The following is a 23,626-nucleotide window of genomic DNA, read 5'->3' as shown; positions in this document are numbered from 1 at the left end:
CGCATGAGGCTGCGCCCGAGGACCGGCGGGCCCAGCCACGCGGTAGGACGTGCCGGTCCCCCCCCCGGGCGACCGCCCGGAAAGGGGCGGCGGGCCGGAAAGGGGCGGTCGCCGGGAACAGGGCGGCGGGCCGGCCGTAGGGCAAGGGCGAGGGCCGGCCGCCGGACACACGCGGCCCGACGAAGGATCGGGCGGAGGGCGGACGGGCGGAGGGCGGACGGGCGGTGCCCGCCGGTCCCGCGCGGGCGGTACCGGAGCCGGTCCGGCACGGTCGCGCTGCGGAGGGAGCCGTCCGACGGGGCCGCGCTCCGGCCGGACCCGTCCGACGGGGCTGTGAGCCGGCCGGAGGTGTGCTCCGGGGCCGGGATCCGGCCGGAGGCGTGCCGCGTGGCGAGTACCACCGCCGTCCGCCCGTACCCCGGGGCTGCGCACGGTGCCCGGGGCTGAGTACCGTTCCGTGCGAGCGCCGCCACGCGGCGCACGTGCCGCGTGCGGCGTCTGTGACGCTCCGCGCACCTGGACGACCGCTCAGCGCGCCGCTGAGCCGGACGACGAGCCGAGGACGACGAGCCGACCGCATGAGCCGAGACGGGGGACGGGACGCCATGGACGCGCACGACGAGGACTCGCGGGGCCCGCAGCGCCCGGATGGGCCGACCGGGACGCGTCTCCCGGAGGACGCCTCCGAGGACGCCCGGGACGATCCCCCCGAGGCCCCTCAGGCGCCCGCCGCGGCGCCCTCCACTGCACCCTCCCCTGCACCCTCCCCTGCGGATTCCCCGGCCGGTGCGGCACCCGGCACTCCGCCCGGGGCCGGTCCGGCCCCCGCCGGTCCGCCCGCCCCTCAGCCGCCTCCGCCGTCCGCGCCCCCCACCGGGCTGGCGGCGCTCTCCCCCCGCTACCGGGTCGGCGCCGCGCTGGCCCTCGCGGTGGTCGCCGTCGCCGCCTGTACGCACCTGCTGATGGTGTTCCTCAGCCTCGCGCCCGCCAACACGGTGACCAAGCAGCACGGCAAGGCGATAGCGGACTGGGTGAACCCCGAGTTCGAGCAGAACTGGAAGCTGTTCGCGCCGAACCCGCTGCAGCAGAACATCGCCGTCCAGGTGCGCGCCCAGGTCCGCCTGCACGGCGGCGAGCTGCGCACCACCGGCTGGACCGACCTCTCCGCCCAGGACGGCGCCGCCATCGACGGCAACCTCGTGCCCAGCCACACCCAGCAGAACATGCTGCGCCGCGCCTGGGACTTCTTCGCGGCCACGCACAGTGCCGACAACCGTCCCGTGGGCCTGCGCGGCTCCCTCTCCGAGCACTACCTGCGCCGGATCGTGGTCATGCGCCTGTACCGGGACGATCCGACGAGCCGGGAAGGCGTGATCCAGCGCGTGCAGGTCCGCTCCAGCACCACCGACGTCCAGCCGCCCGCGTGGAGCCGTGAGCGGGTGTCCGGCAAGCCCGTCTACCGGCTGCTGCCCTGGTGGCCCGTGCCGGCCGACGAGGCGGCGGGAGGCGTGCGGTGAACGCTCTCCCCCCGACGCTGTCGCGCGGTGTCGCGCGTGTGACCGAGGCGGCCCTCGGGCCGTACCAGAGTGCCGTGGTCCGGATCGGCTTCGCCGCGACCTGGCTGCTGTTCCTGCTGCGCGAGTCCCCCCACCGCCAGGAGCTGTACGGACCCTCCGGCCCGTGGGGCTGGAACCTGGCCAGGCAGCTGACCGCCGACAACCACGCCTTCACGGCGTTGCTCTGGTCGGACGGACAGCTCTGGTTCGAGTGCTGCTACACGCTGGCGGTCCTGGCGAGCGCGGCCCTGCTGCTGGGCTGGCGCACCCGGACGGCGTCCGTGCTGTTCATGGTGGGCGTGCTGTCGTTGCAGAACCGCAGCGTCTTCGTCGGCGACGGCGGCGACAACGTTGTGCACCTGATGTCCATCTACCTGGTGTTCACGCGCTGCGGGCAGGTCTGGTCGCTGGACGCGCGGCGTACGGCGCACGAGGAGGCGGCACGCGCGCGGGGGGAGCACGTGCCCGCCGACCGGGTCGGGCCGGCGCTGTGGGCGGTGCTCGGCCTGGCGCTCGGCACGGTGACGCTGACCGGGCGCTTCGACAACGGCTGGCTCGTCCCCGCGCTGCTGTGGACGGTCTGGGCGGTGCTCGGCCTGTGGTGGGCCGCCGGGCTCCGGGCGGCCTGGCGGCAGTCCCGGATCCTGCTGGACGTCATCGCCAACGTCCTGCACAACGCGGCCCTTGCCGTGATCATGGCGGAGGCGTGCCTGATCTACGCCACGGCCGGCTGGTACAAGATCCAGGGCTCCCGGTGGCAGGACGGCACCGCCGTCTACTACCCCCTCCACCTGGACTACTTCTCGCCCTGGCCGGCACTCGCCGACCTGATGTCCGCCAGCGGCACGATCATGCTGCTCGCGGCCTACGGGACGGTCATGGTGCAGGTCGCGTTCCCGTTCGCCCTGCTCGACCGGCGGGCCAAGAACGTCCTGCTGGTGCTGATGATGACCGAGCACGCGGTGATCGCGGTCGTCCTCGGCCTGCCGTTCTTCTCCATGGCGATGATCGCCGCGGACGCGGTGTTCCTGCCGACGTCCTTCCTGCGGCGGCTGGGCGGCCTGGCGGCACGCGCGGGCGGGCGGCTGACGCGGCGCGACGGCCGTGCGGTGCCCCCGCCGCGCTCCCCGGAGGAGAGCACGGCGGGCCGCGTAGGGTTCACCGCATGACCGATCCGCTGATCCGCTGGCGCGCGCACGCGGAGGGCGCCGTGCTGCTCGACGGCTTCCACGCCCTGAAGCACGCGCTGCGCTTCGGGGCCCGGGTGCCGGTCGCGGTCGCCACCGACCGGAAGGCCGCGCTGGCCCTGGCGGCGGAGCTCGCCGCGGACCTACGGGACGTGCTGGACGCCCTGCTCACGGAGGTGCCCGAGCAGGCGTACGCCTCGCTCGTGCCGCGCCCCCACCCGACGGGTGTGGCCGCGCTCGCGGTACGGCCGTCCCGCCAGGCCAACCTGCGGGCGTTCGCCCAGACGCCCCGCACCGCGCCCGTGGTGGTCCTGGACGACCCCCGCAACCTCGGCAACGCCGGCGCCGTGATCCGGCTGGCCGCCGGCTTCGGGGCGACCGGCGTCGTCACCACGGGCACGCTCGACCCCTGGCACCCCACGGTGGTCCGCGGCGGCGCGGGCCTGCACTTCGCGACGGCCGTGGAGCGCCTCGACGTCGCCGAGCTGCCCGCGGGACCGCTGTTCGCCCTCGATCCGGAGGGCGAGGACATCCGCGGCGTCCGGCTGCCGGACGACGCCGTGCTCGCGTTCGGCTCGGAGCGCAGCGGGCTGTCGGCGGAACTGCGCGGGCGTGCCGACCACCTGCTGCGGCTGCCGATGCGCCCGCAGGTCTCCAGCTACAACCTCGCCACGAGCGTGGCGATGGCGCTGTACCACTGGAGCGCGACCGGCGCCGCCGCCACCGCCTTCAGCTAGGCCTGCCTGCGGACCTCCACCACCCGGAAGCGGTTGGCCACGAACGCGCCGTCGCACAGCGCCGCGTTCGCCGCCGGGTTGCCGCCCGAGCCGTGGAAGTCGGAGAACGCGGCCGTCTGGTTGACGTACACCCCGCCGGTCAGGTTGAGGGAGAGCTGCGCGGCCTCCTCCAGGCAGACCTCCTCGACGGCCCGCTCCGTCTCGGCGTCGGTGGTGTACGCGCCGACCGTCATCGCGCCCTTCTCGCGGACCGTGCGGCGCAGCAGCTCGACCGCGTCCGTCACCGAGTCGACGGCGACGGCGAAGGAGACGGGGCCGAAGCACTCGCTCATGTAGGCCGCCTCGTCGTCCGGCTTGGCGCCGTCCAGCTTGACGAGGACCGGGGTGCGGACCACCGCGTCCGGGAACTCCGGGTTGCCGATCTCGCGGGAGGCGAGGGCGACTTCGCCGAGGCCGGCCGCGGCCTCCAGGCGGGCCTTGACGTCCGGGTTGACGATCGCGCCCAGCAGGGCGTTCGCGCGTGCGTCGTCGCCGAGCAGGCCGTCGACCGCGCGGGCGAGGTCGGCGGTGACCTCGTCGAAGCTCTTGTGCCCCTGGTCGGTGGCGATGCCGTCGCGGGGGATCAGCAGGTTCTGCGGGGTGGTGCACATCTGGCCGCTGTACAGCGACAGCGAGAACGCCAGGTTGGACAGCATGCCCCGGTAGTCGTCCGTGGAGTGCACGATCACCGTGTTGACGCCGGCCTTCTCGGTGTAGACCTGCGCCTGCCGGGCGTTGGCCTCCAGCCAGTCGCCGAAGGACGTCGAACCGGTGTAGTCGATGATCCGGATCTCGGGGCGGGTGGCCAGGGTCTTGGCGATGCCCTCGCCGGGGCGCTCGGCCGCCAGCGCCACCAGGTTCGGGTCGAAACCCGCCGCGCCGAGGACGTCCCGCGCGACCTGCACGGTCAGCGCGAGCGGCAGCACCGCGCGCGGGTGGGGCTTGACCAGGACCGCGTTGCCGGTGGCGAGGGAGGCGAACAGGCCCGGGTAGCCGTTCCAGGTGGGGAAGGTGTTGCAGCCGATGACCAGGCCGATGCCGCGCGGCACCGCCGTGAAGCGCTTGGTGAGCGCCAGCGGCTCGCGCTTGCCCTGCGGCTTGGTCCACTCCGCCGCGGCCGGCGTGCGGACCTGCTCCGCGTAGGCGTACGCCACCGCCTCGAGGCCGCGGTCCTGGGCGTGCGGGCCGCCCGCCTGGAACGCCATCATGAACGCCTGTCCGCTGGTGTGCATGACGGCGTGGGCGAACTCGTGCGTCCGGTCGCTGATCCGCTTGAGGATCTCCAGGCAGACCACCGCCCGGACCTCCGGGCCCGCGTCCCGCCAGGCCCGCTGCCCGGCCCGCATCGCGGGGAGCAGCACGTCGATGTCCGCGTGCGGGTACGTCACGCCCAGCTCGATGCCGTAGGGCGAGACCTCGCCGCCGACCCAGTCGTCCGTGCCCGGCTGGCCGAGGTCCAGTCGGGTGCCCAGCAGGGCGTCGAAGGCCGCCTTGCCCGCCGCCGCGTCCAGGCTGCCGTGCTCGCCGTACGCCTTGGGGTGCTCGGGGTGCGGGGACCAGTACGCGCGCGTGCGGATCGCTTCCAGGGCCTGGTCGAGAGTGGGCCGGTGCTCAGCGATCAACTCGGGGGCGGTCAGTTCGGCGGCCATGCGGGACCAACTCCTGTCTGGAGAAACTCTTCGCCGAGTCCGCGACCTGGCGGAAACCTGGGCGTGGACGGCCAGTCAGAGCTAGAGTAACCGAACGATCGGTCGGGACAAGGGGGTCCGCCGCATCTGTGGAGAACGCCGTGCGGGAGGATCGCGCACATGACAGCACTCGACCTCAGCAGCCCCGTGGCCGTCGTCGGCACCGGCACCATGGGCCAGGGCATCGCCCAGGTCGCGCTGGTCGCCGGCCACCCCGTGCGGCTGTACGACGCCGTCCCCGGGCGTGCCCGGGACGCGGCCGAAGCGATCGGCGCCCGCCTCGACCGGCTGGTGGAGAAGGGCCGGCTCAGCGGCCCCGACCGGGACGCGGCCCGCGCACGTCTGAAGCCCGCCGACGCCCTCGCGGAGCTCGCCGACAGCGCCCTGGTCGTGGAGGCCGTCCTGGAGCGGCTGGACGTCAAACAGCGGCTCTTCGGCGAACTGGAGGACGTCGTCGCCGAGGACTGCCTGCTCGCCACCAACACCTCCTCGCTGTCGGTGACGGCCGTCGCCGGCTCCCTGCGCCGTCCCGGCCGCCTCGTCGGCCTGCACTTCTTCAACCCGGCGCCGCTGCTGCCGCTGGTCGAGGTGGTCTCCGGGTTCGCCACCGACGTCACGAGCGCCACGCGCGCGTACGAGACCGCCCGCGCCTGGGGCAAGACCCCGGTGGCGTGCGCGGACACCCCCGGCTTCATCGTCAACCGCATCGCCCGGCCCTTCTACGCCGAGGCGTTCGCCGTGTACGAGGCCCAGGCGGCCGACCCGGCCACGATCGACGCGGTGCTGCGCGAGTGCGGCGGTTTCCGGATGGGCGCCTTCGAGCTGACCGACCTGATCGGGCAGGACGTCAACGAGTCCGTCACCCGCTCGGTGTGGCAGTCCTTCTTCCAGGACGTGCGCTTCGCGCCCTCCCTCGCCCAGCGCCGCCTGGTGGAGTCCGGCCGCCTGGGCCGCAAGAGCGGGCGCGGCTGGTACGACTACGCCGACGGCGCCGAGCGGCCCGCACCGCACACCGCGGACAAGGAGCAGCCGCCCGCCCACGTCGTCGCCGAGGGCAACCTGGGCCCGGCGGCCGAGCTGCTCGCGCTCATCCGCGAGGCGGGCATCCCGGTCCGCGAGGAGGACGAGGACAACGGCACCCGCCTGGTGCTGCCGAGCGGCGGCCAGCTGGTCCTCGCCGACGGCCGGACCTCCGCGGAGTTCCGGGACGTCGTCCACTTCGACCTCGCCCTGGACTACCGCGCGGCCACCCGCATCGCCCTGTCCGCCGCCCAGGACACCTCGCCGCGGACCCTCGCCGAGGCCACCGGGCTGTTCCAGGCGCTCGGCAAGGAGGTCAGCGTCATCGGCGACGTGCCCGGCATGATCGTCGCCCGCACGGTCGCCCGGATCATCGACCTCGCCCACGACGCCGTCGCCAAGGGCGTCGCCACCGAGGAGGACATCGACACGGCGATGCGCCTGGGGGTCAACTACCCGCTGGGCCCCTTCGAGTGGGACCGCAGGCTCGGCCGCGACTTCGCCTTCGGGGTGCTGGACGAGATGCACGAGCGCGACCCCTCCGGACGGTACGCGCCCTCCCTGGCGCTGTACCGCCACGCGTACGCCGTCGACAAGCGGGAGGGCACCTCATGACCACGGCCAGGCGTGACACGTACACCCCGGAGACGCTGCTCTCCGTCGCCGTCCGCGTCTTCAACGAGCGCGGCTACGACGGCACCTCCATGGAGCACCTGTCGAAGGCGGCCGGCATCTCCAAGTCGTCGATCTACCACCATGTCAGCGGCAAGGAGGAACTGCTGCGCCGGGCCGTCAGCCGTGCCCTGGACGGTCTGTTCGCCATCCTGGAGGAGGAGCCCGCGCGTGTGGGGCGGCCCGCCGACCGGCTGGAGCACGTCGTGCGCCGCATGGTCGAGGTGCTCATAGCCGAGCTGCCCTATGTGACGCTGCTGCTGCGCGTGCGCGGCAACACCGCCACCGAGCGGTGGGCGCTGGAGCGGCGGCGCGACTTCGACCACCGGGTCGCCGAGCTGCTGAAGGCGGCGGCCGCCGACGGGGAGGTCCGCGGCGACGTGGAGGTCCGCCTGGTCACCCGGCTGGTCTTCGGCATGATCAACTCGATCGTGGAGTGGTACCGGCCCGACCCGCGGGGAGCCAGCGAGCGGGAAGTGGCCGACGCGGTGGTCCGGCTGGTCTTCTCCGGGCTGCGCCGGGCCTGACTCACCCGTCCGGCTCCAGGTCCTCCTCCTCGAACACCAGCAGCGTGCGGGTGCTCAGCACCTCGGGGATGGCCTGGAGCCGGGTCAGCACCAGCTCGCGCAGCGCCCGGTTGTCGGGCGTGTGCACCAGCAGCAGCACATCGAAGTCGCCGCCCACCAGAGCGATGTGGGAGGCGCCGGGCAGCTGCCTGAGCTGCTCGCGGACCGTGCGCCAGGTGTTCTGGACGATCTTCAGCGTGATGTACGCCGAGGTGCCGTGGCCCGCCCGTTCGTGGTCCACACGGGCGCCGAAGCCCCGGATCACCCCGTCCTCGACGAGCCGGTTGATGCGCGCGTAGGCGTTGGCGCGCGAGACGTGCACGCGTTCGGCGACGGACCGCACGGAGGCGCGGCCGTCCGCCTGCAGGATCTTCAGGATGTCCTGATCCACGGCGTCCAGCGGGCGCGGCGGCGGCAGTACGGCGCCGTCGGGCGGTGCGTCGGCCATTTGTTCAGGTCCCATGTCCCCCCGCTTCCTCGCCGTGGACGTCCTGCGTTCATTGCAGGTTGTGGAGAACCGTTTGTCCACAGCCTGACGGGGCCTGTAGCCAAAATGTGCCGACGACCGAACAATCGGTTGGTGAGGCGGGTCACGGCCGACACGCCTCCCGTAGCCGCTCCCACGAGGAGGTGCCGTCATGACGGTTCTGGAGCAGCGGGGCGCGTACCGGCCATCGCCGCCGCCCGCCTGGCAGCCCCGTATGGACCCCGCGCCGCTGCTGCCCGACGCCGAGCCCTACCGCGTCCTCGGCACCGAGGCCGCGGACGAGGCCGACCCGGAGCTGCTGCTCCGGCTGTACGCCCAGCTGGTGCGCGGACGCCGCTACAACACGCAGGCGACCGCCCTCACGAAGCAGGGCCGGCTGGCCGTCTACCCCTCCAGCACCGGCCAGGAGGCGTGCGAGATCGCGGCCGCCCTGGTCCTGGAGGAGCGCGACTGGCTCTTCCCCAGCTACCGCGACACGCTCGCCGTCGTCGCCCGCGGCGTGGACCCGGTGGAAGCACTCACCCTGCTGCGCGGCGACTGGCACAGCGGCTACGACCCCCACGCCCACCGGGTGGCCCCCCTCAGCACCCCGCTGGCCACCCAGCTGCCGCACGCCGTCGGCCTCGCGCACGCCGCCCGCCTCAAGGGCGACGACGTGGTCGCGCTCGCCATGGTCGGCGACGGCGGCACCAGCGAGGGCGACTTCCACGAGGCGCTGAACTTCGCCGCCGTCTGGCAGGCGCCGGTGGTCTTCCTGGTGCAGAACAACGGCTTCGCCATCTCCGTCCCGCTCGCCAAGCAGACCGCCGCCCCCTCCCTGGCCCACAAGGCCGTCGGGTACGGCATGCCCGGCCGGCTGGTCGACGGCAACGACGCCGCGGCCGTCCACCAGGTCCTCGGCGACGCCGTGCGGCACGCGCGAGCGGGGGGCGGCCCGACCCTGGTGGAGGCGGTGACGTACCGCGTCGACGCCCACACCAACGCCGACGACGCCACCCGCTACCGCAGCGACGCCGAGGTCGAGGCCTGGCGCGCGCACGACCCGATCCAGCTGCTGGAACGCGAACTGACCAGGCGCGGGCTGCTCGACGGGGACGGCATCGAGGCCGCCCGCCAGGACGCCGAGACGATGGCCGCCGACCTGCGCGAACGCATGAACCGGGACCCGGAACTCGACCCCATGGAACTCTTCGACCACGTCTACGCCGCCCCCACCGGGCAGCTGCGCGAGCAGCGCGCCCTGCTGCAGGCCGAGCTGGAGGCCGAGCAGGAGGAGCACGGCGGCCACGGCGCACAGGAAGGCGGCGCCCGATGACCACCGTCGCCGTCAAGCCCGCCACCATGGCGCAGGCCCTCACCCGCGCGATGCGCGACGCCATGGCAGCCGACCCGACCGTGCACGTCCTGGGCGAGGACGTCGGCACCCTCGGCGGTGTCTTCCGGGTCACCGACGGACTCGCCAAGGAGTTCGGCGAGGACCGCTGCACCGACACCCCGCTCGCCGAGGCGGGCATCCTCGGCACCGCGGTCGGCATGGCCATGTACGGCCTGCGGCCCGTGGTGGAGATGCAGTTCGACGCCTTCGCCTACCCGGCGTTCGAGCAGCTGATCAGCCATGTCTCCCGGATGCGCAACCGCACGCGCGGCAGGATGCCCCTGCCGATCACCGTCCGCATCCCCTACGGCGGCGGCATCGGCGGCGTCGAGCACCACAGCGACTCCTCCGAGGCCTACTACATGGCCACCCCGGGCCTGCACGTCGTCACCCCGGCGACCGTCGCCGACGCCTACGGGCTGCTGCGCCAGGCCATCGCCTCCGACGACCCGGTCGTCTTCCTGGAGCCCAAGCGCCTGTACTGGTCGAAGGACTCCTGGAACCCCGAGCAGCCGGCGGACGTGGAGCCCATCGGGCGAGCCGTGGTCCGGCGGACCGGCCGCAGCGCCACGCTCATCACCTACGGCCCCTCGCTGCCGGTGTGCCTGGAGGCCGCCGAGGCGGCCCGGGCCGAGGGCTGGGACCTGGAGGTCGTCGACCTGCGCTCCCTGGTGCCCTTCGACGACGAGACGGTCTGCGCGGCCGTCCGGCGCACCGGACGCGCGGTGGTGGTCCACGAGTCGACCGGCTTCGGCGGGCCGGGCGGCGAGATCGCGGCCCGCATCACCGAGCGCTGCTTCCACCACCTGGAGGCGCCGGTGCTCCGAGTGGCCGGATTCGACATCCCGTATCCGCCGCCCATGCTGGAGCGGCACCACCTGCCCGGCGTCGACCGCATCCTGGACGCCGTGGCCCGGCTGCAGTGGGAGGCCGAGGGCTGATGGCTCAGGTGCTGGAGTTCAAGCTGCCCGACCTCGGTGAAGGGCTCACCGAGGCGGAGATCGTCCGCTGGCTGGTGAAGGTCGGCGACGTGGTCGCCGTCGACCAGCCGGTGGTCGAGGTCGAGACGGCCAAGGCGATGGTCGAGGTGCCCTGCCCCTACGGCGGCGTGGTCACCGCCCGCTTCGGCGAGGAGGGCACCGAGCTGCCCGTCGGCGCGCCGCTGCTGACGGTCGCGGTAGGCGGGACGTCGACGGAGCCGGAGGGCTCCGGCAATGTCCTCGTCGGCTACGGCACCCAGGCTCCGGCGGCCCGTCGGCGCCGGGTACGGGCGGGGGCCGCGGGCGCGGCCGGCACGACGGCGGGGAACGGGCAGGGCGCCGGTCGGGGACCGGGCGCCGTCGACGGGCGGGCCGCGCAGCCGGGTGCCGCCGGGTCGGCACCCCGGGCCCGCGCGGCCGCAGCGGCGCCCGCACCCGCAGCGGCGCCCGCACCGGCCCAGGCGCCCGCGCCTGCCCCGGCACCCGCGTCCGCCGACGGTCCGGTCCCGGTGATCTCCCCCCTCGTCCGCAGACTCGCCCGTGACAACGGCGTGGACCTGCGGGAGCTGGCCGGCTCGGGGCCGGACGGGCTCATCCTGCGCGCGGACGTCGAGGACGTGCTGCGGACCAGGAGCGCGCGGGCCCGCACGGCCGAGGAACCGGCCGCCCGCACCCCGACGGCGCCGACGGCGGCCCCGACCGGAAGCGGGACGCGCATCCCCCTCAAGGGGGTGCGCGGCGCGGTCGCCGACAAGCTCTCCCGCAGCCGCCGGGAGATCCCGGACGCCACCTGCTGGGTCGACGCCGACGCGACGGAGCTCATGCGCGCGCGGGCCGCGATGAACGCGGCCGGCGGCCCGAAGATCTCCCTCCTGGCGCTGCTCGCCCGCATCTGCACGGCCGCCCTGGCCCGCTTCCCCGAGCTGAACTCCTTCGTCGACACCGAGGCCCGCGAGGTCGTCCGGCTCGACCACGTCCACCTGGGATTCGCCGCCCAGACCGACCGCGGCCTGGTCGTGCCGGTCGTCCGCGACGCCCACGCGCGCGACGCCGAGTCGCTGACCGCCGAGTTCGCCCGGCTGACCGAGTCGGCCCGCGCGGGGACGCTCACCCCCGGGGAACTCACCGGCGGGACCTTCACGCTGAACAACTACGGCGTCTTCGGCGTCGACGGCTCCACGCCGATCGTCAACCACCCCGAGGCGGCCATGCTCGGCGTCGGCCGCATCGTCCCCAAGCCGTGGGTGCACGAGGGCGAGCTGGCCGTCCGCCAGGTGGTGCAGCTCTCGCTCACCTTCGACCACCGGGTGTGCGACGGCGGCACGGCAGGCGGCTTCCTGCGGTACGTGGCGGACTGCGTGGAGCAGCCGGCGGTGCTCCTGCGCACCCTGTGAGCGAGCCGGTGCGCCCGGTATGACGTCCGCCGGCCCCGGGAGCGGGGGCCGGCAGGACATACTCGGGGCGTGACCGACACCGCTTTCGGAGTCCCCGGCACGCCCGCGCCGTACGACGCCGTCGTGCTGGCCGGCGGCGCCGCGCGGCGGCTCGGCGGCGCCGACAAGCCCGGCGTGCGCGTCGGGGGCCGGGCGCTGCTCGACCGGGTGCTCGCGGCGTGCGCGGGCGCCGGGACGACCGTGGTCGTGGCCGCACCCCGGCCCACCGCCCGGCCGGTGCGCTGGGCGCGCGAGGAGCCGCCCGGCGGCGGACCCGTCGCCGCACTGGAGGCCGGCCTGCGGCTGACCGGCGCCGCGCACACCGTCGTTCTCTCCGCCGACCTGCCCTTCCTCCGGCGGGACACGCTGCGGCGCCTGCTGACCGCCCTGCGGGACACCGGAGCCGACGGCGCGCTGCTCACCGACGCCGACGGGCGGGACCAGCCGCTCGTGGCCGCCTACCGCACCGCCGCGCTGCGCGGCGCGCTGACCGCCCTCGCCGACGCCCACCACGGCCTCGCCGGACTGCCCCTGCGCCGGCTGACCGGCGCCCTCCGCCTCACCCGCGTCCCGGACCCGCTCGCGTCCTTCGACTGCGACACCTGGGACGACATCGCCGCCGCCAGGGCACGCATCAGGGAGCATGGGCACGTGTTGGATGAATGGATCTCCGCAGTCAAGGACGAGCTGGGCATCGACCTGGACGTCGACACAGGCGTCCTGCTCGACCTGGCCCGGGACGCCGCGCACGGCGTGGCCCGGCCCGCCGCCCCGCTGACCACCTTCCTCGTCGGCTACGCCGCGGCCCGTGCCGGGGGCGGACCCGAGGCCGTCGCCGAGGCCGCCCGCAGGGCCACCGCACTGGCGCTGCGGTGGGAAGCGGAGGACGACGGGGGCAAGGTGGAGGACGGGAGCGCCAAGGTGGAGGACGGCGGCGCCACGCCGGCGGACGGCGGGGGCCCGAGCGCCCCGGACGCCGGATGACCGCCCCCGGCACCCCGGCGCCCGCCGAGGACACCGACGACCTCGACGTCGAGGAGGCCCTGGCCCTCGTGAGGGAAGCCCACCGGGAAGCCGAGAACGGCAGCACGGGTCAGGCGCCCGGCGCGGCCCCGCGCCCGGCCGGCGCGCGGCCCGCCGGGCGGCACGCGGGCACTCCCTGGACCCGCGCCCGGGAGATCGCCGCGCGCGCCGTACGCTCCGGCGTCCGCCGCGACCCCGTCTCCGTGCCCCTCCACGACGCCCTCGGCCTCGTCCTGGCCGCTCCCCTGGACGCCCTCACCGACCTGCCCTCGTTCGACACCTCCGCGATGGACGGCTGGGCGGTCGCCGGACCCGGCCCCTGGCAGGTGCGGGACGAGGGGGTGCTCGCCGGGCAGGCCCCGCCCGAGCCGCTGACCGACGGCGAGGCCGTCGGCATCGCCACCGGCGCCCGCATCCCGGCCGACACCACCGCCGTCCTGCGCACCGAGCACGGCCGGATCGACGCCCAGGGCCGCCTCCACGCCACCCGCGACATGCTGCACGGCCAGGACATCCGCCCCCGTGGCCAGGAGTGCCGCAGCGGCGACCAGCTGCTGCCCGTCGGCGCCCTGGTGACCCCCGCCGTGCTGGGCCTGGCCGCGGCGGCCGGATACGACACCCTCACCGCCGTACCGCGCCCCCGCGCCGAGGTCCTCGTTCTCGGCGACGAGTTGCTGACCGGGGGACTGCCGCACGACGGGCTGATCCGGGACGCGCTCGGCCCCATGCTGCCGCCGTGGCTGCGTGCGCTCGGCGCCGAGGTCGTGGCCGTACGGCGCGTCGGCGACGACGCCCGCGCCCTGCGGAAGGCAATCACGGGATCCGCCGCCGACCTCGTCGTCACCACCGGCGGCACCGCGGCCGGCCCCGTCGACCACGTCCACCCGGTCCTGGACCGCATCGGTGCCGAACTCCTCGTGGACGGCGTCATGGTGCGTCCCGGCCATCCCATGCTGCTGGCGCGCACCAAGGACGACCAGCATCTCGTCGGGCTGCCCGGCAACCCCCTCGCGGCCGTCTCCGGCCTGCTCACCCTCGCGGAACCGCTGCTGCGGACGCTCGCCGCCCGCCCGGCCCCCGAGCCGTACACGCTCCCGCTCCGCGACGCGGTGCAGGGGCATCCGCAGGACACCCGGCTCGTCCCCGTGGTGCTGCGCGGCGACCACGCGGTGCCGCTCCACTACAACGGACCTGCCATGCTCCGCGGCATCGCCGCCGCCGACGCACTGGCCGTCGTCCCACCGGGCGGGGCCCGGCCGGGCGAGGAGACGGAACTGCTGGACCTGCCGTGGGCGACCGCGGGGATCGGGGTGTGTTTCACGTGAAACTTCCGGGCCATGACGCCATCGCCCGCCAGGCGGACGAACACCTGGTGACCCACCGGGTGAAACTGCCGCGGAAAGTGGTGGAGCGCCCGGTCCGCCAGGTTGTCGAACGGCTGCTCATGGCTCTGCTGGTGCTGGTCGCCACCGCGATGGTCGTCTACGCCGACCACGACGGCTACCGCGACGCCTCCGACGACGCCGTCGACCTGCTCGACGCCTTCTACTACGCGACCGTCACCCTCTCCACCACCGGCTACGGCGACATCACCCCCGTCAGCGACGCCGCCCGCCTCACCAACATTTTCGTGATCACGCCCCTGCGCGTGCTGTTCCTGATCATCCTGGTCGGCACCACGCTGGAGGTCCTCACCGAACGCACCCGTGAGGAATGGCGCCTGAACCGCTGGAGGTCCACCTTGCGCGACCACACCGTCGTCATCGGCTTCGGCACGAAGGGGCGGTCGGCCGTCCAGACGGTCTGCGCGACCGGCCTGAAGAAGGAGCAGGTGGTCGTCGTCGACCCCAGCTCCAGGGTGATCGACGCGGCCACCGCCGAGGGCTACGTGGGTGTCATGGGCGACGCCACCCGCAGTGACGTGCTCCAGCGGGCCGAGGTCCACAAGGCGCGGCAGATCATCGTGGCCCCGCAGCGCGACGACACCGCCGTCCTCGTCACGCTGACCGCCCGCCAGCTCAACCGCAGCGCCAAGATCGTGGCCGCGGTGCGCGAGGAGGAGAACGTCCCGCTGCTCAAGCAGTCCGGCGCCGACGCGGTCATCACCAGCTCCGGCGCGGCAGGCAGGCTGCTCGGTCTGTCGGTGCTCAGCCCCGCGGCCGGCATGGTGATGGAGGACCTGATCCGGCAGGGCAGCGGACTGGACATCATCGAACGCCCGGTGGTGCGCGGCGAGGTGGGCAAGAAACCCCGCGAGACGGACGACCTGGTGGTGAGCGTCGTCCGCGGACACCGCGTCCTCGGCTACGACGATCCGACCGTCGGCACCCTGCAGCTGACGGACCGGCTCATCACCATCGTCCGCGCCACGCCCGGCGCGCAGATCACACCGGACACCCGTCCCCTGCCGCGTGATTGAGCGCGGAGGCGGGGAGTAGCGTCACCGGCATGCATGCGATCACGATTCGAGAACCCGGCGGTCCCGAGGCGCTGGTGTGGGACGAGGTCCCCGATCCGGTGCCCGGCGAGGGCGAGGTGCTGGTCGAGGTGGTGGCCAGCGCCGTCAACCGCGCCGACGTCCTGCAGCGGCAGGGCTTCTACGACCCGCCGCCCGGCTCCTCCCCCTACCCCGGACTGGAGTGCTCCGGCAGGATCGCCGCGCTCGGCCCCGGGGTGTCCGGCTGGGCCGTCGGCGACGAGGTGTGCGCGCTGCTCGCGGGCGGCGGCTACGCCGAGAAGGTCGCCGTGCCGGCCGGGCAGCTGCTGCCCGTGCCGGAGGGCGTCGACCTGAGGCAGGCGGCTGCGCTGCCCGAGGTGGTCTGCACGGTCTGGTCCAACGTGTTCATGGTCGCCCATCTGCGCCCCGGCGAGACCCTGCTGGTGCACGGCGGCTCCAGCGGCATCGGCACCATGGCGATCCAGCTCGCCAAGGCCCTCGGCGCCAGGGTCGCGGTGACGGCCGGCACGAAGGAGAAGCTGGACCACTGCGCCGAGCTGGGCGCGGACGTGCTGATCAACTACCGGGAACAGGACTTCGTCGCCGAGATCGAGCAGGCCACCGACGGTGCGGGAGCCGACGTCATCCTCGACAACATGGGCGCCAAGTACCTGGACCGCAACGTCCGGGCCCTCGCCGTCAACGGACGCCTCGCCATCATCGGCATGCAGGGCGGGGCCAAGGGCGAGCTGAACATCGCCGCCCTGCTCAACAAGCGGGCCGCGATCAGCGCCACCTCGCTGCGCGCCCGCCCGCTGGGCGAGAAGGCGGCCATCGTCGCCGCCGTACGGGAACACGTGTGGCCCCTGATCGCCGCGGGCCGCATCCGCCCGGTCGTCGACCGGGAGGTGCCGACACCGCAGGCCGCGGAGGCCCACCGCCTGGTGGAGGCGAGCGGTCACATCGGCAAGGTGCTGCTGGTGACGCCGTAGGCCGCGCTGCCGGAGGGCCGGCCGCGGTCGCGGTGCGGCCCTTCGGTCCGGCGGTGAACAGCGGTCCGGCGGTGGACAGGGACGTATGAGCGGCTGCCGAAGCCGCGGTCACCCGTCGGAGCTAGCCCGCCGTGCGCCGAGCCGTACCCGTGAACGGGACGGATGCCGGCGGTTCCTCGGTCAGGAAGGTCTCGTCCTCCCCGAAGTCCGGGGCCTGGAAGGGGTTGGTCGCCGGCGGCGGCGACGCGGCGGTGGAGTAGTGGGGCGTCCCCGCCGGAGCGGAGAACAGCGAGGTCGGTTCGATGGGAGGTCTTCCGTTCGTCATAGGGCCATGAAGGAGCCGACGCCCGTGACCGGGCACGGCGGTCCTACAGCTTGCTCATCTTCGGGTACGGGCTCAGGATCCGCTCCCGCACCGAACCGAAATCGACAAGCGCCGCGACTCCGTCCTCGATGCCGATGACCCGGCCGAGGCCGTACACGTCGTGGGTGACCTGGTCGCCCACGGCGAAGTGCTTGATGGGCGGCGCGACCGGGGCCTTGAAGGGGCTGGTAGGCAAGTGGCGCTTCGGTGCAGCTGGCTTTGTCATTGCGACCAGTATGCGCCCGCGCGCCTCCCTCCGGTACGGCACTTGGCGCCCGCCGTGCGGCGAAGGCGGCTGCGCCGGCCCGGACCGGCCGCCGTGACCTGCGGCGCATCCACGGGGCCGGCCGGGCTCCGCACCCGGCGAGAACCACGCGGGCACGCCCGCGGCGCGCATACGCCAGAGGGCCGGACCGCTTGCGCGGCCCGGCCCTCTGAACCGGCGGAGGATACGAGATTCGAACTCGTGAGGGGTTGCCCCCAACACGCTTTCCAAGCGTGCGCCCTAGGCCTCTAGGCGAATCCTCCGCCGGAAACATTACATGACCGAGGGGAGTGCTCGCGAACTCGTTCCCGCAGGCCCGCATCGGGTACTCTGTGCGGAGCCCCTCACGCGGCGCTATCTGACTGAACTCCCCCAGGGCCGGAAGGCAGCAAGGGTAGGTCGGCTCTGGCGGGTGCGTGGGGGGCGCTCGCGTTCCCGGGTCGCGGGCGGAGCCCGTTGTCAGTGAGCGCCTATAACCTCGTATGCGTGTCGTCTCTCGCGCTGTACCGCCGCTATCGCCCGGAGACCTTCGCGGAGGTCATCGGGCAGGAGCATGTGACCGACCCGCTGCAGCAGGCGCTGCGGAACAACCGGGTCAATCACGCGTACCTGTTCAGCGGACCGCGCGGCTGCGGGAAGACCACCAGCGCGCGCATCCTCGCCCGCTGCCTGAACTGCGAGCAGGGTCCCACCCCCGCACCGTGCGGGGAGTGCCGGTCGTGCCGGGACCTGGCCAGGAACGGGCCGGGCTCGATCGACGTCATCGAGATCGACGCCGCCTCCCACGGTGGCGTGGACGACGCCCGTGAGCTGCGGGAGAAGGCCTTCTTCGGGCCCGCCGCGAGCCGGTACAAGATCTACATCATCGACGAGGCCCACATGGTCACGTCGGCCGGCTTCAACGCGCTGCTCAAGGTCGTCGAGGAGCCGCCGGAGCATCTGAAGTTCATCTTCGCGACCACCGAGCCCGAGAAGGTCATCGGGACGATCCGCTCGCGTACGCACCACTATCCGTTCCGGCTCGTCCCCCCGGGCACCCTGCGGGACTACCTCGCCGAGGTGTGCCGCAAGGAGGACATCCCGGTCGAGGACGGCGTGCTCCCGCTCGTCGTGCGCGCCGGCGCCGGCTCCGTGCGTGACTCCATGTCCGTCATGGACCAGCTCCTCGCCGGCGCCGGGGAACAGGGCGTGACGTACGCCATGGCGACCTCCCTGCTCGGATACACCGACGGCTCCCTCCTCGACTCCGTCGTCGAGGCCTTCGCCACCGGGGACGGGGCCGCCGCGTTCGAGGTCGTCGACCGCGTCATCGAGGGGGGCAACGATCCGCGGCGGTTCGTCGCCGACCTGCTGGAGCGGTTGCGGGACCTGGTGATCCTGGCGGCCGTGCCCGACGCGGCGGAGAAGGGGCTCATCGACGCTCCCGCCGACGTCCTAGAGCGCATGCAGGCCCAGGCCGAGACCTTCGGCGCCGCCGAGCTGAGCCGCGCCGCCGACCTGGTCAACGAAGGCCTGACCGAGATGCGCGGCGCCACCTCGCCCCGCCTCCAGCTGGAACTGATCTGCGCCCGCGTGCTGCTGCCCGCCGCCTACGGCGACCAGCGGTCGGTGATGGCCCGCCTCGACCGCCTCGAGCGCGGCGCCGGCTTCTCCGGCGGCGGTGCTCCGGCCATGGGGTACGTCCCGGGCCCCGAGGTCCACGGCGGCGCCCTGCCCGCCTCCGGCACGGGGGCCGGTGCGGTGTCCGCGCCTCCCGGCGCGGGGCCCGCGGCGGCCCGGGCGGCCGTACGGACCGCGGGCGCGCCGGGAGGCGCGGGCGGGGCGGGCCTCCCGGGCGGGACGCCGGCCGCTCCGGCACCCGCGGCGGTCCCGGCCTCCGCGCCTGCGCCCGCTCCCGCCGCTTCCCCCGCTCCGGCTTCCGCGCCTGTGCCTGCCCCGGCCGCGGCCGCTCCGGCGGCGCCCGCCCCGGCCGCCGCCGCTCCCGGAGCCTGGCCCACCGCAGCCCCGGCCGGCGGCGGCCGGCGGCCCGGTGGCTGGCCGACCGCGGCTGCTCCGGCAGGGGCCCGGCAGCCCACCGGACAGCCGGACCAGCAGCCGCAGCCCCCGCAAGGGCAGTCCGCCGCCGCGGCCCCGGCTCCGGCCGCCCCGGCCGGCGGCCTCGACCCCCGCGCGCTCTGGCCGAACATCCTGGAGGCCGTCAAGAACCGCCGCCGCTTCACCTGGATCCTGCTCAGCCAGAACGCCCAGGTGACCGGTTTCGACGGCACCACCCTCCAGCTCGGCTTCGTCAACGCCGGCGCCCGGGACAACTTCGCGGGCAGCGGCAGCGAGGACGTGCTGCGGCAGGCCCTCACCGAGCAGTTCAACGTGCACTGGAAGATCGAGGCGGTCGTCGACCCCTCCGGTGGCGGCTCCGCCCCTGCCGGACCGGGCGGCTCACCCGGTCACGGCGGCGGAGGCAGCGGCTACGGCGGCGCTCCCGCCGGTGGCTACGGCGCTCCGGCCGGTGGCTACGGCACCCCGTCGGCGGCCCCCCGCCCCGCTGCTCCCCAGCAGGCCCCGCAGGCGCCCGCCGCACCGCAGGGCGGCGCTCCGGCCGCGCCGGCCCCCGCGCCCCGGCCGGCCCCCGCGCCGGAGCCGCCGCCCGTCGCTCCCGAGGACGACATCGCGGAGGACGACGACCCGGATCTGGACGAGTCGGCGCTCTCCGGCCACGAGCTGATCGTGCGGGAACTGGGGGCGACGGTGGTGGAGGAGTTCTCCAACGAGTGACCGGCGGTGACGGGCCCGGCCGGGCGGTGACCTCTCCCATCGCGGTGGCCTGCGGCAGGACGGCCTCCGCGTCCCGGCGCGGTGAGGAGCCGTCCGCCGGCCGGGGAGCGGCCGCGCTGTTGGAGGAACGTACGACAAACCCGGCGCTCAGTCTTCGGCGACCTTGCCATTAGGCTGAGTGCCGTGAAGGTCCTCGTCATCGGCAGCGGCGCCCGCGAACACGCCCTGTGCCGCTCCCTGTCCCTCGATCCCGACGTCACCGCGCTGCACTGCGCCCCCGGCAACGCCGGCATCGCCGAGGTCGCCGAGCTGCACCAGGTCGACGCCCTCGACGGCGCCGCGGTGACCGAGCTGGCCACCCGGCTCGGCGCCGACCTGGTCGTCGTCGGCCCGGAGGCCCCGCTGGTCGCCGGTGTGGCCGACGCCGTCCGCGCGGCGGGCATCCCCGTGTTCGGCCCCTCGCGGGAGGCCGCGCAGCTCGAGGGGTCCAAGGCCTTCGCCAAGGACGTCATGGCGGCCGCGGGGGTGCCGACCGCCCGCTCCTACGTCTGCACCACCGCCGAGGAGGCCGCCGAGGCACTCGACGCGTTCGGCGCGCCGTACGTCGTCAAGGACGACGGCCTCGCCGCCGGCAAGGGCGTCGTCGTCACCTCCGACCTGGACGCCGCCAAGGCGCACGCCGCGGCCTGCGAGCGGGTGGTGATCGAGGAGTTCCTCGACGGCCCCGAGGTCTCCCTGTTCGCCGTCACCGACGGGCGGACGGTCCTGCCGCTGCAGCCCGCCCAGGACTTCAAGCGCGCGCTGGACGGCGACGAGGGCCCCAACACCGGCGGCATGGGCGCCTACTCGCCACTCCCGTGGGCCGATCCCAAGCTGGTCGGCGAGGTGCTGGAGACGGTGCTGCAGCCGACGGTCGACGAGATGCGCCGCCGGGGCACGCCCTTCTCCGGGCTGCTCTACGCCGGCCTCGCGATCACCTCGCGCGGGGTCCGCGTCATCGAGTTCAACGCCCGCTTCGGCGACCCGGAGACCCAGGTCGTGCTGGCCCGCCTGAAGACCCCGCTGGCCGGTGTCCTGATGGCCGCCGCCACCGGCGGCCTCGCCGATCTGCCGCCCCTGCGCTGGAGCGAGGACGCGGCCGTCACCGTGGTCGTCGCCTCGCACAACTACCCCGGCGCCCCGCGTACCGGCGACCCGATCACCGGCCTGGACGAGGTGGCCGCCGAGGACGCTCCGCACGCGTACGTGCTGCACGCCGGCACCAGGCGGGACGGTGACGCGGTGGTCAGCGCGGGCGGTCGGGTGCTGTCCGTCACGGCGACCGGCGAGGACCTGGCCGAGGCGCGCGAACGGGCTTACCGGGCGGTGGGCCGGATCCGGCTCGAGGGCTCGCAGCACCGCACCGACATCGCGGCGAAGGCGGCGCGGCCCGCGTAACCGCACGGCCCCGCCCGGCCCGGGCGGTCCGCACCGCCCGGACGGCCGGGGCCCAGCCGGTCCAGCCCGCCCAGCCGGCCCAGTCCGCGCAGCCCGCCCCGCCCGGACGTCCGGCTCGGTCCGCCCAGCGGACGGCCGGCCCGGCCCGGCCCCGTCCGCGCCGCCCGGGACAGCCCCGGCCGGTCCGCGTCATCCCCGGGCGGCACCCGTGCCCGCCGGCCGGTCCGCGTCATCCCCGGGCGGCACCCGTGCTCCCGGCCCGTCGTCTCACCTGCCCAGGGACCGCCCAGGGACCGCCCAGGCCCCGGATCCACGATCCGGGGCCTGATCTTTGCTGTCTGTCACCCAGCTCTGACCAGAGCCATTCCATCGAGTGAGCAATCCCCTATACGGCTGACGAGGGCGTGGGCCCCAACTAGGGTGCCGCGCAAGCGTTCCGGCACTTGGCCCACCGGCATTGCGATGTCAGTGGCGGGTGCCACAGTGGGGGAGTGAGCAAGTCCAGGACAGCACGCGATCGGCAGGAAGGGGGCGAGGTCGACACGTGACCGGAATCGGCAGGGAGGCGGGCGCGCAGGCCGCGCGCTCCCGGGCGCTCGCCGTGCTGCGGGTCCGGGCCCGGGCGCTGGCCGTCGCCCTGCTGCCCGCGGGCGCCGCCGTGATCCTCCTGGCCGGCGCTCCCACCGGCCGTTTCGTCGGCCCCGGCTGGGACGCGGCCCGCTGGACCGTGGGCGTGCTCGCCATGCTGGTGCTGCTGGCCGCGGCCGGCATCGCCCTGGTCGTCGCCCGGGCCCGCCCCGCCGTGAGTCCCACGGTGCCGGTTCCGGAGGCGTCCGCCCCCGACCTGTACCGGATGGTGCGCGACCTCGCCGACCGCATGGACGTGCCGGCGCCCTCCGCCATAGCGCTCACCCCGGACTGCGACAGCTGGCTGGAGGACCGCGCCCATGCGTCCCACGGCCCGCCTCCGCGCCCCGCGCCCGGCGGGACGGCGGGCCCGGGCCGCCGGACCCCGGTCGCGCCGGTCCTCGTCATCGGCTCCCCTTTCCTGTGGTGGATGCGCGTCGGCGAACTGCGCGCGGTCCTCGCCCCGGTCATCGCCGGCACGGGTCCCTCGGCCCAGCCGGACATAGCCGCCGCCCGCCGCTTCGTGCGCGGGCTGGACGCGGCCGTGGCCGTCGCCTCGACGCCGGGGCGCTGCCCGCCGGCCCGCGGGGTGTGCGCGGTCATCGGCTGGGTGGCGCGTCTGCTGCTGCGGAGCTGCCGGGAGCATGCGGTGCAGATGGAGCGCGGGGTCGCCGCGGCGGCGGCCGAGCGCGCCAAGACGGTGGACTACGGCCTGCGGATCGTCGCCCAGGAGCAGGTCGGGCTCGCCTACGCCGGCTGGGACCGGCTGCTGACCCGGGTGGCGCTGCCCGCCTGGCGCATGGGCCGCTGGCCCTCCCGGCTGGACGCGGGCGTGGTCGCGGCGCTCACGGAGCTGTCCCGCCGGGACCGTCTCGCCGAGGGGTTCGCGTCCCGGCTCGGCGAGCGGCCCGCCTGCGACCTGCTGGAGGAGCCCGGCGCGGTGGACGAGGCCGCCTCGCTGCTCGCCGCCCGCCTCTTCCACGGCGGCCCCGCCGAGTGCGGCCGTGACTGGGCCCCGGTGGACTGGCAGGCGTATCCGGAGGAGGTCGTGGACCGCACCTGGCGCGCCGACGCGGCCCGCCTCCACCGCGTCCTGGACTCCCTGGGCGTCCGCCCGTCCCTGGACCCGGCCGCCCCCGACCCCGGCGGCCCCACCCTGGCCCGCGTCCTGGACCACCTCGCCGAGCCGGTGACCACCGCCCCCCACCGCTCCGGCAGGCGGACACCGGGCGCCCCGAACCACCCCGCCCCCCTGCCCACCTCCTCCTCCGCCGGGACCTCCTCCACCGCGCTCCCGGCCACCGCCGGGACCCCCGCCGCGCTCCCGGCCACCGCCTCCGCCGGGAACGCCGCCCACCCCCGAGCCGAGGGACACCGCCCCGCCCCCGCGCCCGGTTCCACCCCGGGCCCGCCGCCGACCCACCGGCCCGCTCCGCCCCCCGCTCCCCACCCCGGCGCCCCGCCCGCGCACACCTCCGTGGAGCCCCTGGGCCACCTCGGCCACCCGGACGATGTGGACGACGGGGACGCCGAGGAGGACGCCGACCCCACCACCGAGCGCAGTGCCGTTCTCGCCGCCGGCCTGAGCGCCGCGCTGGCCCGGGAGGAGGGCGCCGCGCCGGACGGGGGCGCCGCAGCCCGGCAGAGCCCCGAGAGCGCGCTGTGGGACGACGGCGGGCTGCCCCTGTTCCCCCTGCAGCCCCCGCGCACCGCCCGCGAGGTCCTCGCCGACCACGTCAAGGCGATGGTGTGCTGCGCGGCCGTCGACACCGCCGGCGCCGCCCCCGCCCTGGACTGGCTGGACGGCCCGTCCCTGCTGCTGGGCGGGGAGCGGGCCGCCGATCTGACGCCCAGGGTGCTCAGCCTGATCGAGGAGGGAGACCCGGGCCCGCTGCGCGACTGGCTGGCCGCGTCCGGGATACGTCCCGAGAAGCCCGTACGGCTCGTCTGACCCGTCCGTTCCGTCCGC

Annotated in this window: 19 protein-coding genes, 1 tRNA gene and 1 other RNA gene; 16 read left to right on the top strand and 5 right to left on the bottom strand. The window is 75.0% G+C overall.

Features of this window, described 5'->3' with window-relative positions:
- Positions 1-605: 605 nt before the first annotated feature.
- The 3 genes from ABZ261_RS02120 to ABZ261_RS02110 are packed head-to-tail and all read left to right on the top strand — an operon-like array spanning position 606 to position 3,480.
- The gene (locus tag ABZ261_RS02120; RefSeq protein WP_356854941.1) at positions 606-1,517 is read left to right on the top strand and encodes a DUF5819 family protein; all 912 of its coding nucleotides are present in this window, start codon (positions 606-608) and stop codon (positions 1,515-1,517) included.
- Positions 1,514-2,725, top strand: coding sequence for an HTTM domain-containing protein (locus ABZ261_RS02115; protein ID WP_356854646.1), 1,212 nt, complete (start codon positions 1,514-1,516; stop codon positions 2,723-2,725). The genes ABZ261_RS02120 and ABZ261_RS02115 overlap by 4 nt, the downstream gene beginning before the upstream one ends.
- Positions 2,722-3,480: a TrmH family RNA methyltransferase gene (locus ABZ261_RS02110; protein ID WP_356854645.1), complete on the top strand. Its 759-nt coding sequence runs from the start codon at positions 2,722-2,724 to the stop codon at positions 3,478-3,480. Before ABZ261_RS02115 ends, ABZ261_RS02110 begins: the two co-directional genes overlap by 4 nt.
- Here the strand turns inward: ABZ261_RS02110 and paaN are convergent.
- A complete protein-coding gene (gene paaN, locus ABZ261_RS02105) occupies positions 3,477-5,168 on the bottom strand; it encodes a phenylacetic acid degradation protein PaaN (protein ID WP_356854644.1) in 1,692 nt (563 codons plus the stop codon). The genes ABZ261_RS02110 and paaN overlap by 4 nt on opposite strands.
- Before the next feature lie 159 nt (positions 5,169-5,327).
- On the opposite strand from paaN, the gene ABZ261_RS02100 reads away from it, so the two are divergent.
- Both ABZ261_RS02100 and ABZ261_RS02095 read left to right on the top strand, forming a co-directional pair.
- Positions 5,328-6,842, top strand: coding sequence for a 3-hydroxyacyl-CoA dehydrogenase (locus ABZ261_RS02100; protein WP_356854643.1), 1,515 nt, complete (start codon positions 5,328-5,330; stop codon positions 6,840-6,842).
- Entirely contained in the window at positions 6,839-7,426 is a 588-nt protein-coding gene (locus ABZ261_RS02095) for a TetR/AcrR family transcriptional regulator (protein ID WP_356854642.1), read from the top strand. The genes ABZ261_RS02100 and ABZ261_RS02095 overlap by 4 nt, the downstream gene beginning before the upstream one ends.
- A 1-nt stretch (position 7,427) precedes the next feature.
- On the opposite strand, the gene ABZ261_RS02090 is transcribed toward ABZ261_RS02095, so the two are convergent.
- Complete coding sequence (locus ABZ261_RS02090) at positions 7,428-7,913, bottom strand: Lrp/AsnC family transcriptional regulator (protein ID WP_356854940.1); 486 nt, start codon at positions 7,911-7,913, stop codon at positions 7,428-7,430.
- A 190-nt stretch (positions 7,914-8,103) separates the two neighbouring features.
- Here ABZ261_RS02090 and pdhA point away from each other — a divergent pair, with 190 nt between their 5' ends.
- From pdhA to ABZ261_RS02055, 7 genes are all read left to right on the top strand, one after another.
- Positions 8,104-9,267 (top strand): pyruvate dehydrogenase (acetyl-transferring) E1 component subunit alpha, encoded by a 1,164-nt coding sequence (pdhA, locus tag ABZ261_RS02085; RefSeq protein ID WP_356854641.1) that lies wholly within the window; start codon positions 8,104-8,106, stop codon positions 9,265-9,267.
- Entirely contained in the window at positions 9,264-10,268 is a 1,005-nt protein-coding gene (locus ABZ261_RS02080) for an alpha-ketoacid dehydrogenase subunit beta (protein ID WP_356854640.1), read from the top strand. The genes pdhA and ABZ261_RS02080 overlap by 4 nt, the downstream gene beginning before the upstream one ends.
- Positions 10,268-11,701 (top strand): dihydrolipoamide acetyltransferase family protein, encoded by a 1,434-nt coding sequence (locus ABZ261_RS02075; RefSeq protein ID WP_356854639.1) that lies wholly within the window; start codon positions 10,268-10,270, stop codon positions 11,699-11,701. The genes ABZ261_RS02080 and ABZ261_RS02075 overlap by 1 nt, the downstream gene beginning before the upstream one ends.
- Before the next feature lie 69 nt (positions 11,702-11,770).
- The gene (locus ABZ261_RS02070) at positions 11,771-12,724 is read left to right on the top strand and encodes an NTP transferase domain-containing protein (protein WP_356854638.1); all 954 of its coding nucleotides are present in this window, start codon (positions 11,771-11,773) and stop codon (positions 12,722-12,724) included.
- Positions 12,721-14,088 carry a molybdopterin molybdotransferase MoeA gene (locus tag ABZ261_RS02065; protein ID WP_356854637.1) on the top strand — a complete coding sequence of 456 codons (1,368 nt, stop codon included), beginning with the start codon at positions 12,721-12,723 and terminating at the stop codon, positions 14,086-14,088. The genes ABZ261_RS02070 and ABZ261_RS02065 overlap by 4 nt, the downstream gene beginning before the upstream one ends.
- Complete coding sequence (locus tag ABZ261_RS02060; protein WP_356854636.1) at positions 14,085-15,182, top strand: potassium channel family protein; 1,098 nt, start codon at positions 14,085-14,087, stop codon at positions 15,180-15,182. Before ABZ261_RS02065 ends, ABZ261_RS02060 begins: the two co-directional genes overlap by 4 nt.
- Positions 15,183-15,211: 29 nt before the next feature.
- A complete protein-coding gene (locus ABZ261_RS02055) occupies positions 15,212-16,192 on the top strand; it encodes an NAD(P)H-quinone oxidoreductase (protein ID WP_356854635.1) in 981 nt (326 codons plus the stop codon).
- Between the two features lie 121 nt (positions 16,193-16,313).
- Here ABZ261_RS02055 and ABZ261_RS02050 read toward each other — a convergent pair whose 3' ends face one another.
- From ABZ261_RS02050 to ABZ261_RS02040, 3 genes are all read right to left on the bottom strand, one after another.
- Positions 16,314-16,517: a hypothetical protein gene (locus tag ABZ261_RS02050; protein WP_356854634.1), complete on the bottom strand. Its 204-nt coding sequence runs from the start codon at positions 16,515-16,517 to the stop codon at positions 16,314-16,316.
- A gap of 43 nt (positions 16,518-16,560) precedes the next feature.
- Complete coding sequence (locus ABZ261_RS02045) at positions 16,561-16,782, bottom strand: hypothetical protein (RefSeq protein ID WP_356854633.1); 222 nt, start codon at positions 16,780-16,782, stop codon at positions 16,561-16,563.
- 217 nt (positions 16,783-16,999) lie between these two features.
- Positions 17,000-17,084: transfer RNA gene (locus ABZ261_RS02040), tRNA-Ser, on the bottom strand.
- Between the two features lie 72 nt (positions 17,085-17,156).
- Between ABZ261_RS02040 and ffs the strand changes: the two genes are divergently transcribed.
- The 4 genes from ffs (at position 17,157) to ABZ261_RS02020 (ending at position 23,608) form a co-directional block, all read left to right on the top strand.
- Positions 17,157-17,255: signal recognition particle sRNA small type (ffs, locus tag ABZ261_RS02035), an RNA gene on the top strand.
- A gap of 52 nt (positions 17,256-17,307) precedes the next feature.
- A complete protein-coding gene (locus ABZ261_RS02030) occupies positions 17,308-19,593 on the top strand; it encodes a DNA polymerase III subunit gamma and tau (protein WP_356854632.1) in 2,286 nt (761 codons plus the stop codon).
- Positions 19,594-19,776: 183 nt separating this feature from the next.
- Entirely contained in the window at positions 19,777-21,030 is a 1,254-nt protein-coding gene (gene purD, locus ABZ261_RS02025; RefSeq protein WP_356854631.1) for a phosphoribosylamine--glycine ligase, read from the top strand.
- Between the two features lie 544 nt (positions 21,031-21,574).
- Positions 21,575-23,608, top strand: coding sequence for a hypothetical protein (locus ABZ261_RS02020; protein ID WP_356854630.1), 2,034 nt, complete (start codon positions 21,575-21,577; stop codon positions 23,606-23,608).
- Positions 23,609-23,626: the final 18 nt, after the last annotated feature.

It is taken from the genome of Streptomyces sp. NPDC006193 (assembly GCF_040613915.1).
In the GTDB taxonomy this organism is placed as follows: Bacteria; Actinomycetota; Actinomycetes; order Streptomycetales; family Streptomycetaceae; genus Streptomyces.
The sequence above is the reverse complement of the archived record's forward strand: the minus strand, read 5'-3'. Positions and strand labels throughout refer to the sequence as shown.

Excerpts from the sequence above, each read along its gene's own strand:
- ABZ261_RS02120 (WP_356854941.1), top strand. The coding sequence starts at position 606 with ATGGACGCGCACGACGAGGACTCGCGGGGCCCGCAGCGCCCGGATGGG.
- ABZ261_RS02110 (WP_356854645.1), top strand. The coding sequence starts at position 2,722 with ATGACCGATCCGCTGATCCGCTGGCGCGCGCACGCGGAGGGCGCCGTG.
- paaN (WP_356854644.1), bottom strand. The coding sequence starts at position 5,168 with ATGGCCGCCGAACTGACCGCCCCCGAGTTGATCGCTGAGCACCGGCCC.
- ABZ261_RS02100 (WP_356854643.1), top strand. The coding sequence starts at position 5,328 with ATGACAGCACTCGACCTCAGCAGCCCCGTGGCCGTCGTCGGCACCGGC.
- ABZ261_RS02095 (WP_356854642.1), top strand. The coding sequence starts at position 6,839 with ATGACCACGGCCAGGCGTGACACGTACACCCCGGAGACGCTGCTCTCC.
- ABZ261_RS02090 (WP_356854940.1), bottom strand. The coding sequence starts at position 7,913 with ATGGCCGACGCACCGCCCGACGGCGCCGTACTGCCGCCGCCGCGCCCG.
- pdhA (WP_356854641.1), top strand. The coding sequence starts at position 8,104 with ATGACGGTTCTGGAGCAGCGGGGCGCGTACCGGCCATCGCCGCCGCCC.
- ABZ261_RS02080 (WP_356854640.1), top strand. The coding sequence starts at position 9,264 with ATGACCACCGTCGCCGTCAAGCCCGCCACCATGGCGCAGGCCCTCACC.
- ABZ261_RS02075 (WP_356854639.1), top strand. The coding sequence starts at position 10,268 with ATGGCTCAGGTGCTGGAGTTCAAGCTGCCCGACCTCGGTGAAGGGCTC.
- ABZ261_RS02065 (WP_356854637.1), top strand. The coding sequence starts at position 12,721 with ATGACCGCCCCCGGCACCCCGGCGCCCGCCGAGGACACCGACGACCTC.
- ABZ261_RS02055 (WP_356854635.1), top strand. The coding sequence starts at position 15,212 with ATGCATGCGATCACGATTCGAGAACCCGGCGGTCCCGAGGCGCTGGTG.
- ABZ261_RS02050 (WP_356854634.1), bottom strand. The coding sequence starts at position 16,517 with ATGACGAACGGAAGACCTCCCATCGAACCGACCTCGCTGTTCTCCGCT.
- ABZ261_RS02045 (WP_356854633.1), bottom strand. The coding sequence starts at position 16,782 with ATGACAAAGCCAGCTGCACCGAAGCGCCACTTGCCTACCAGCCCCTTC.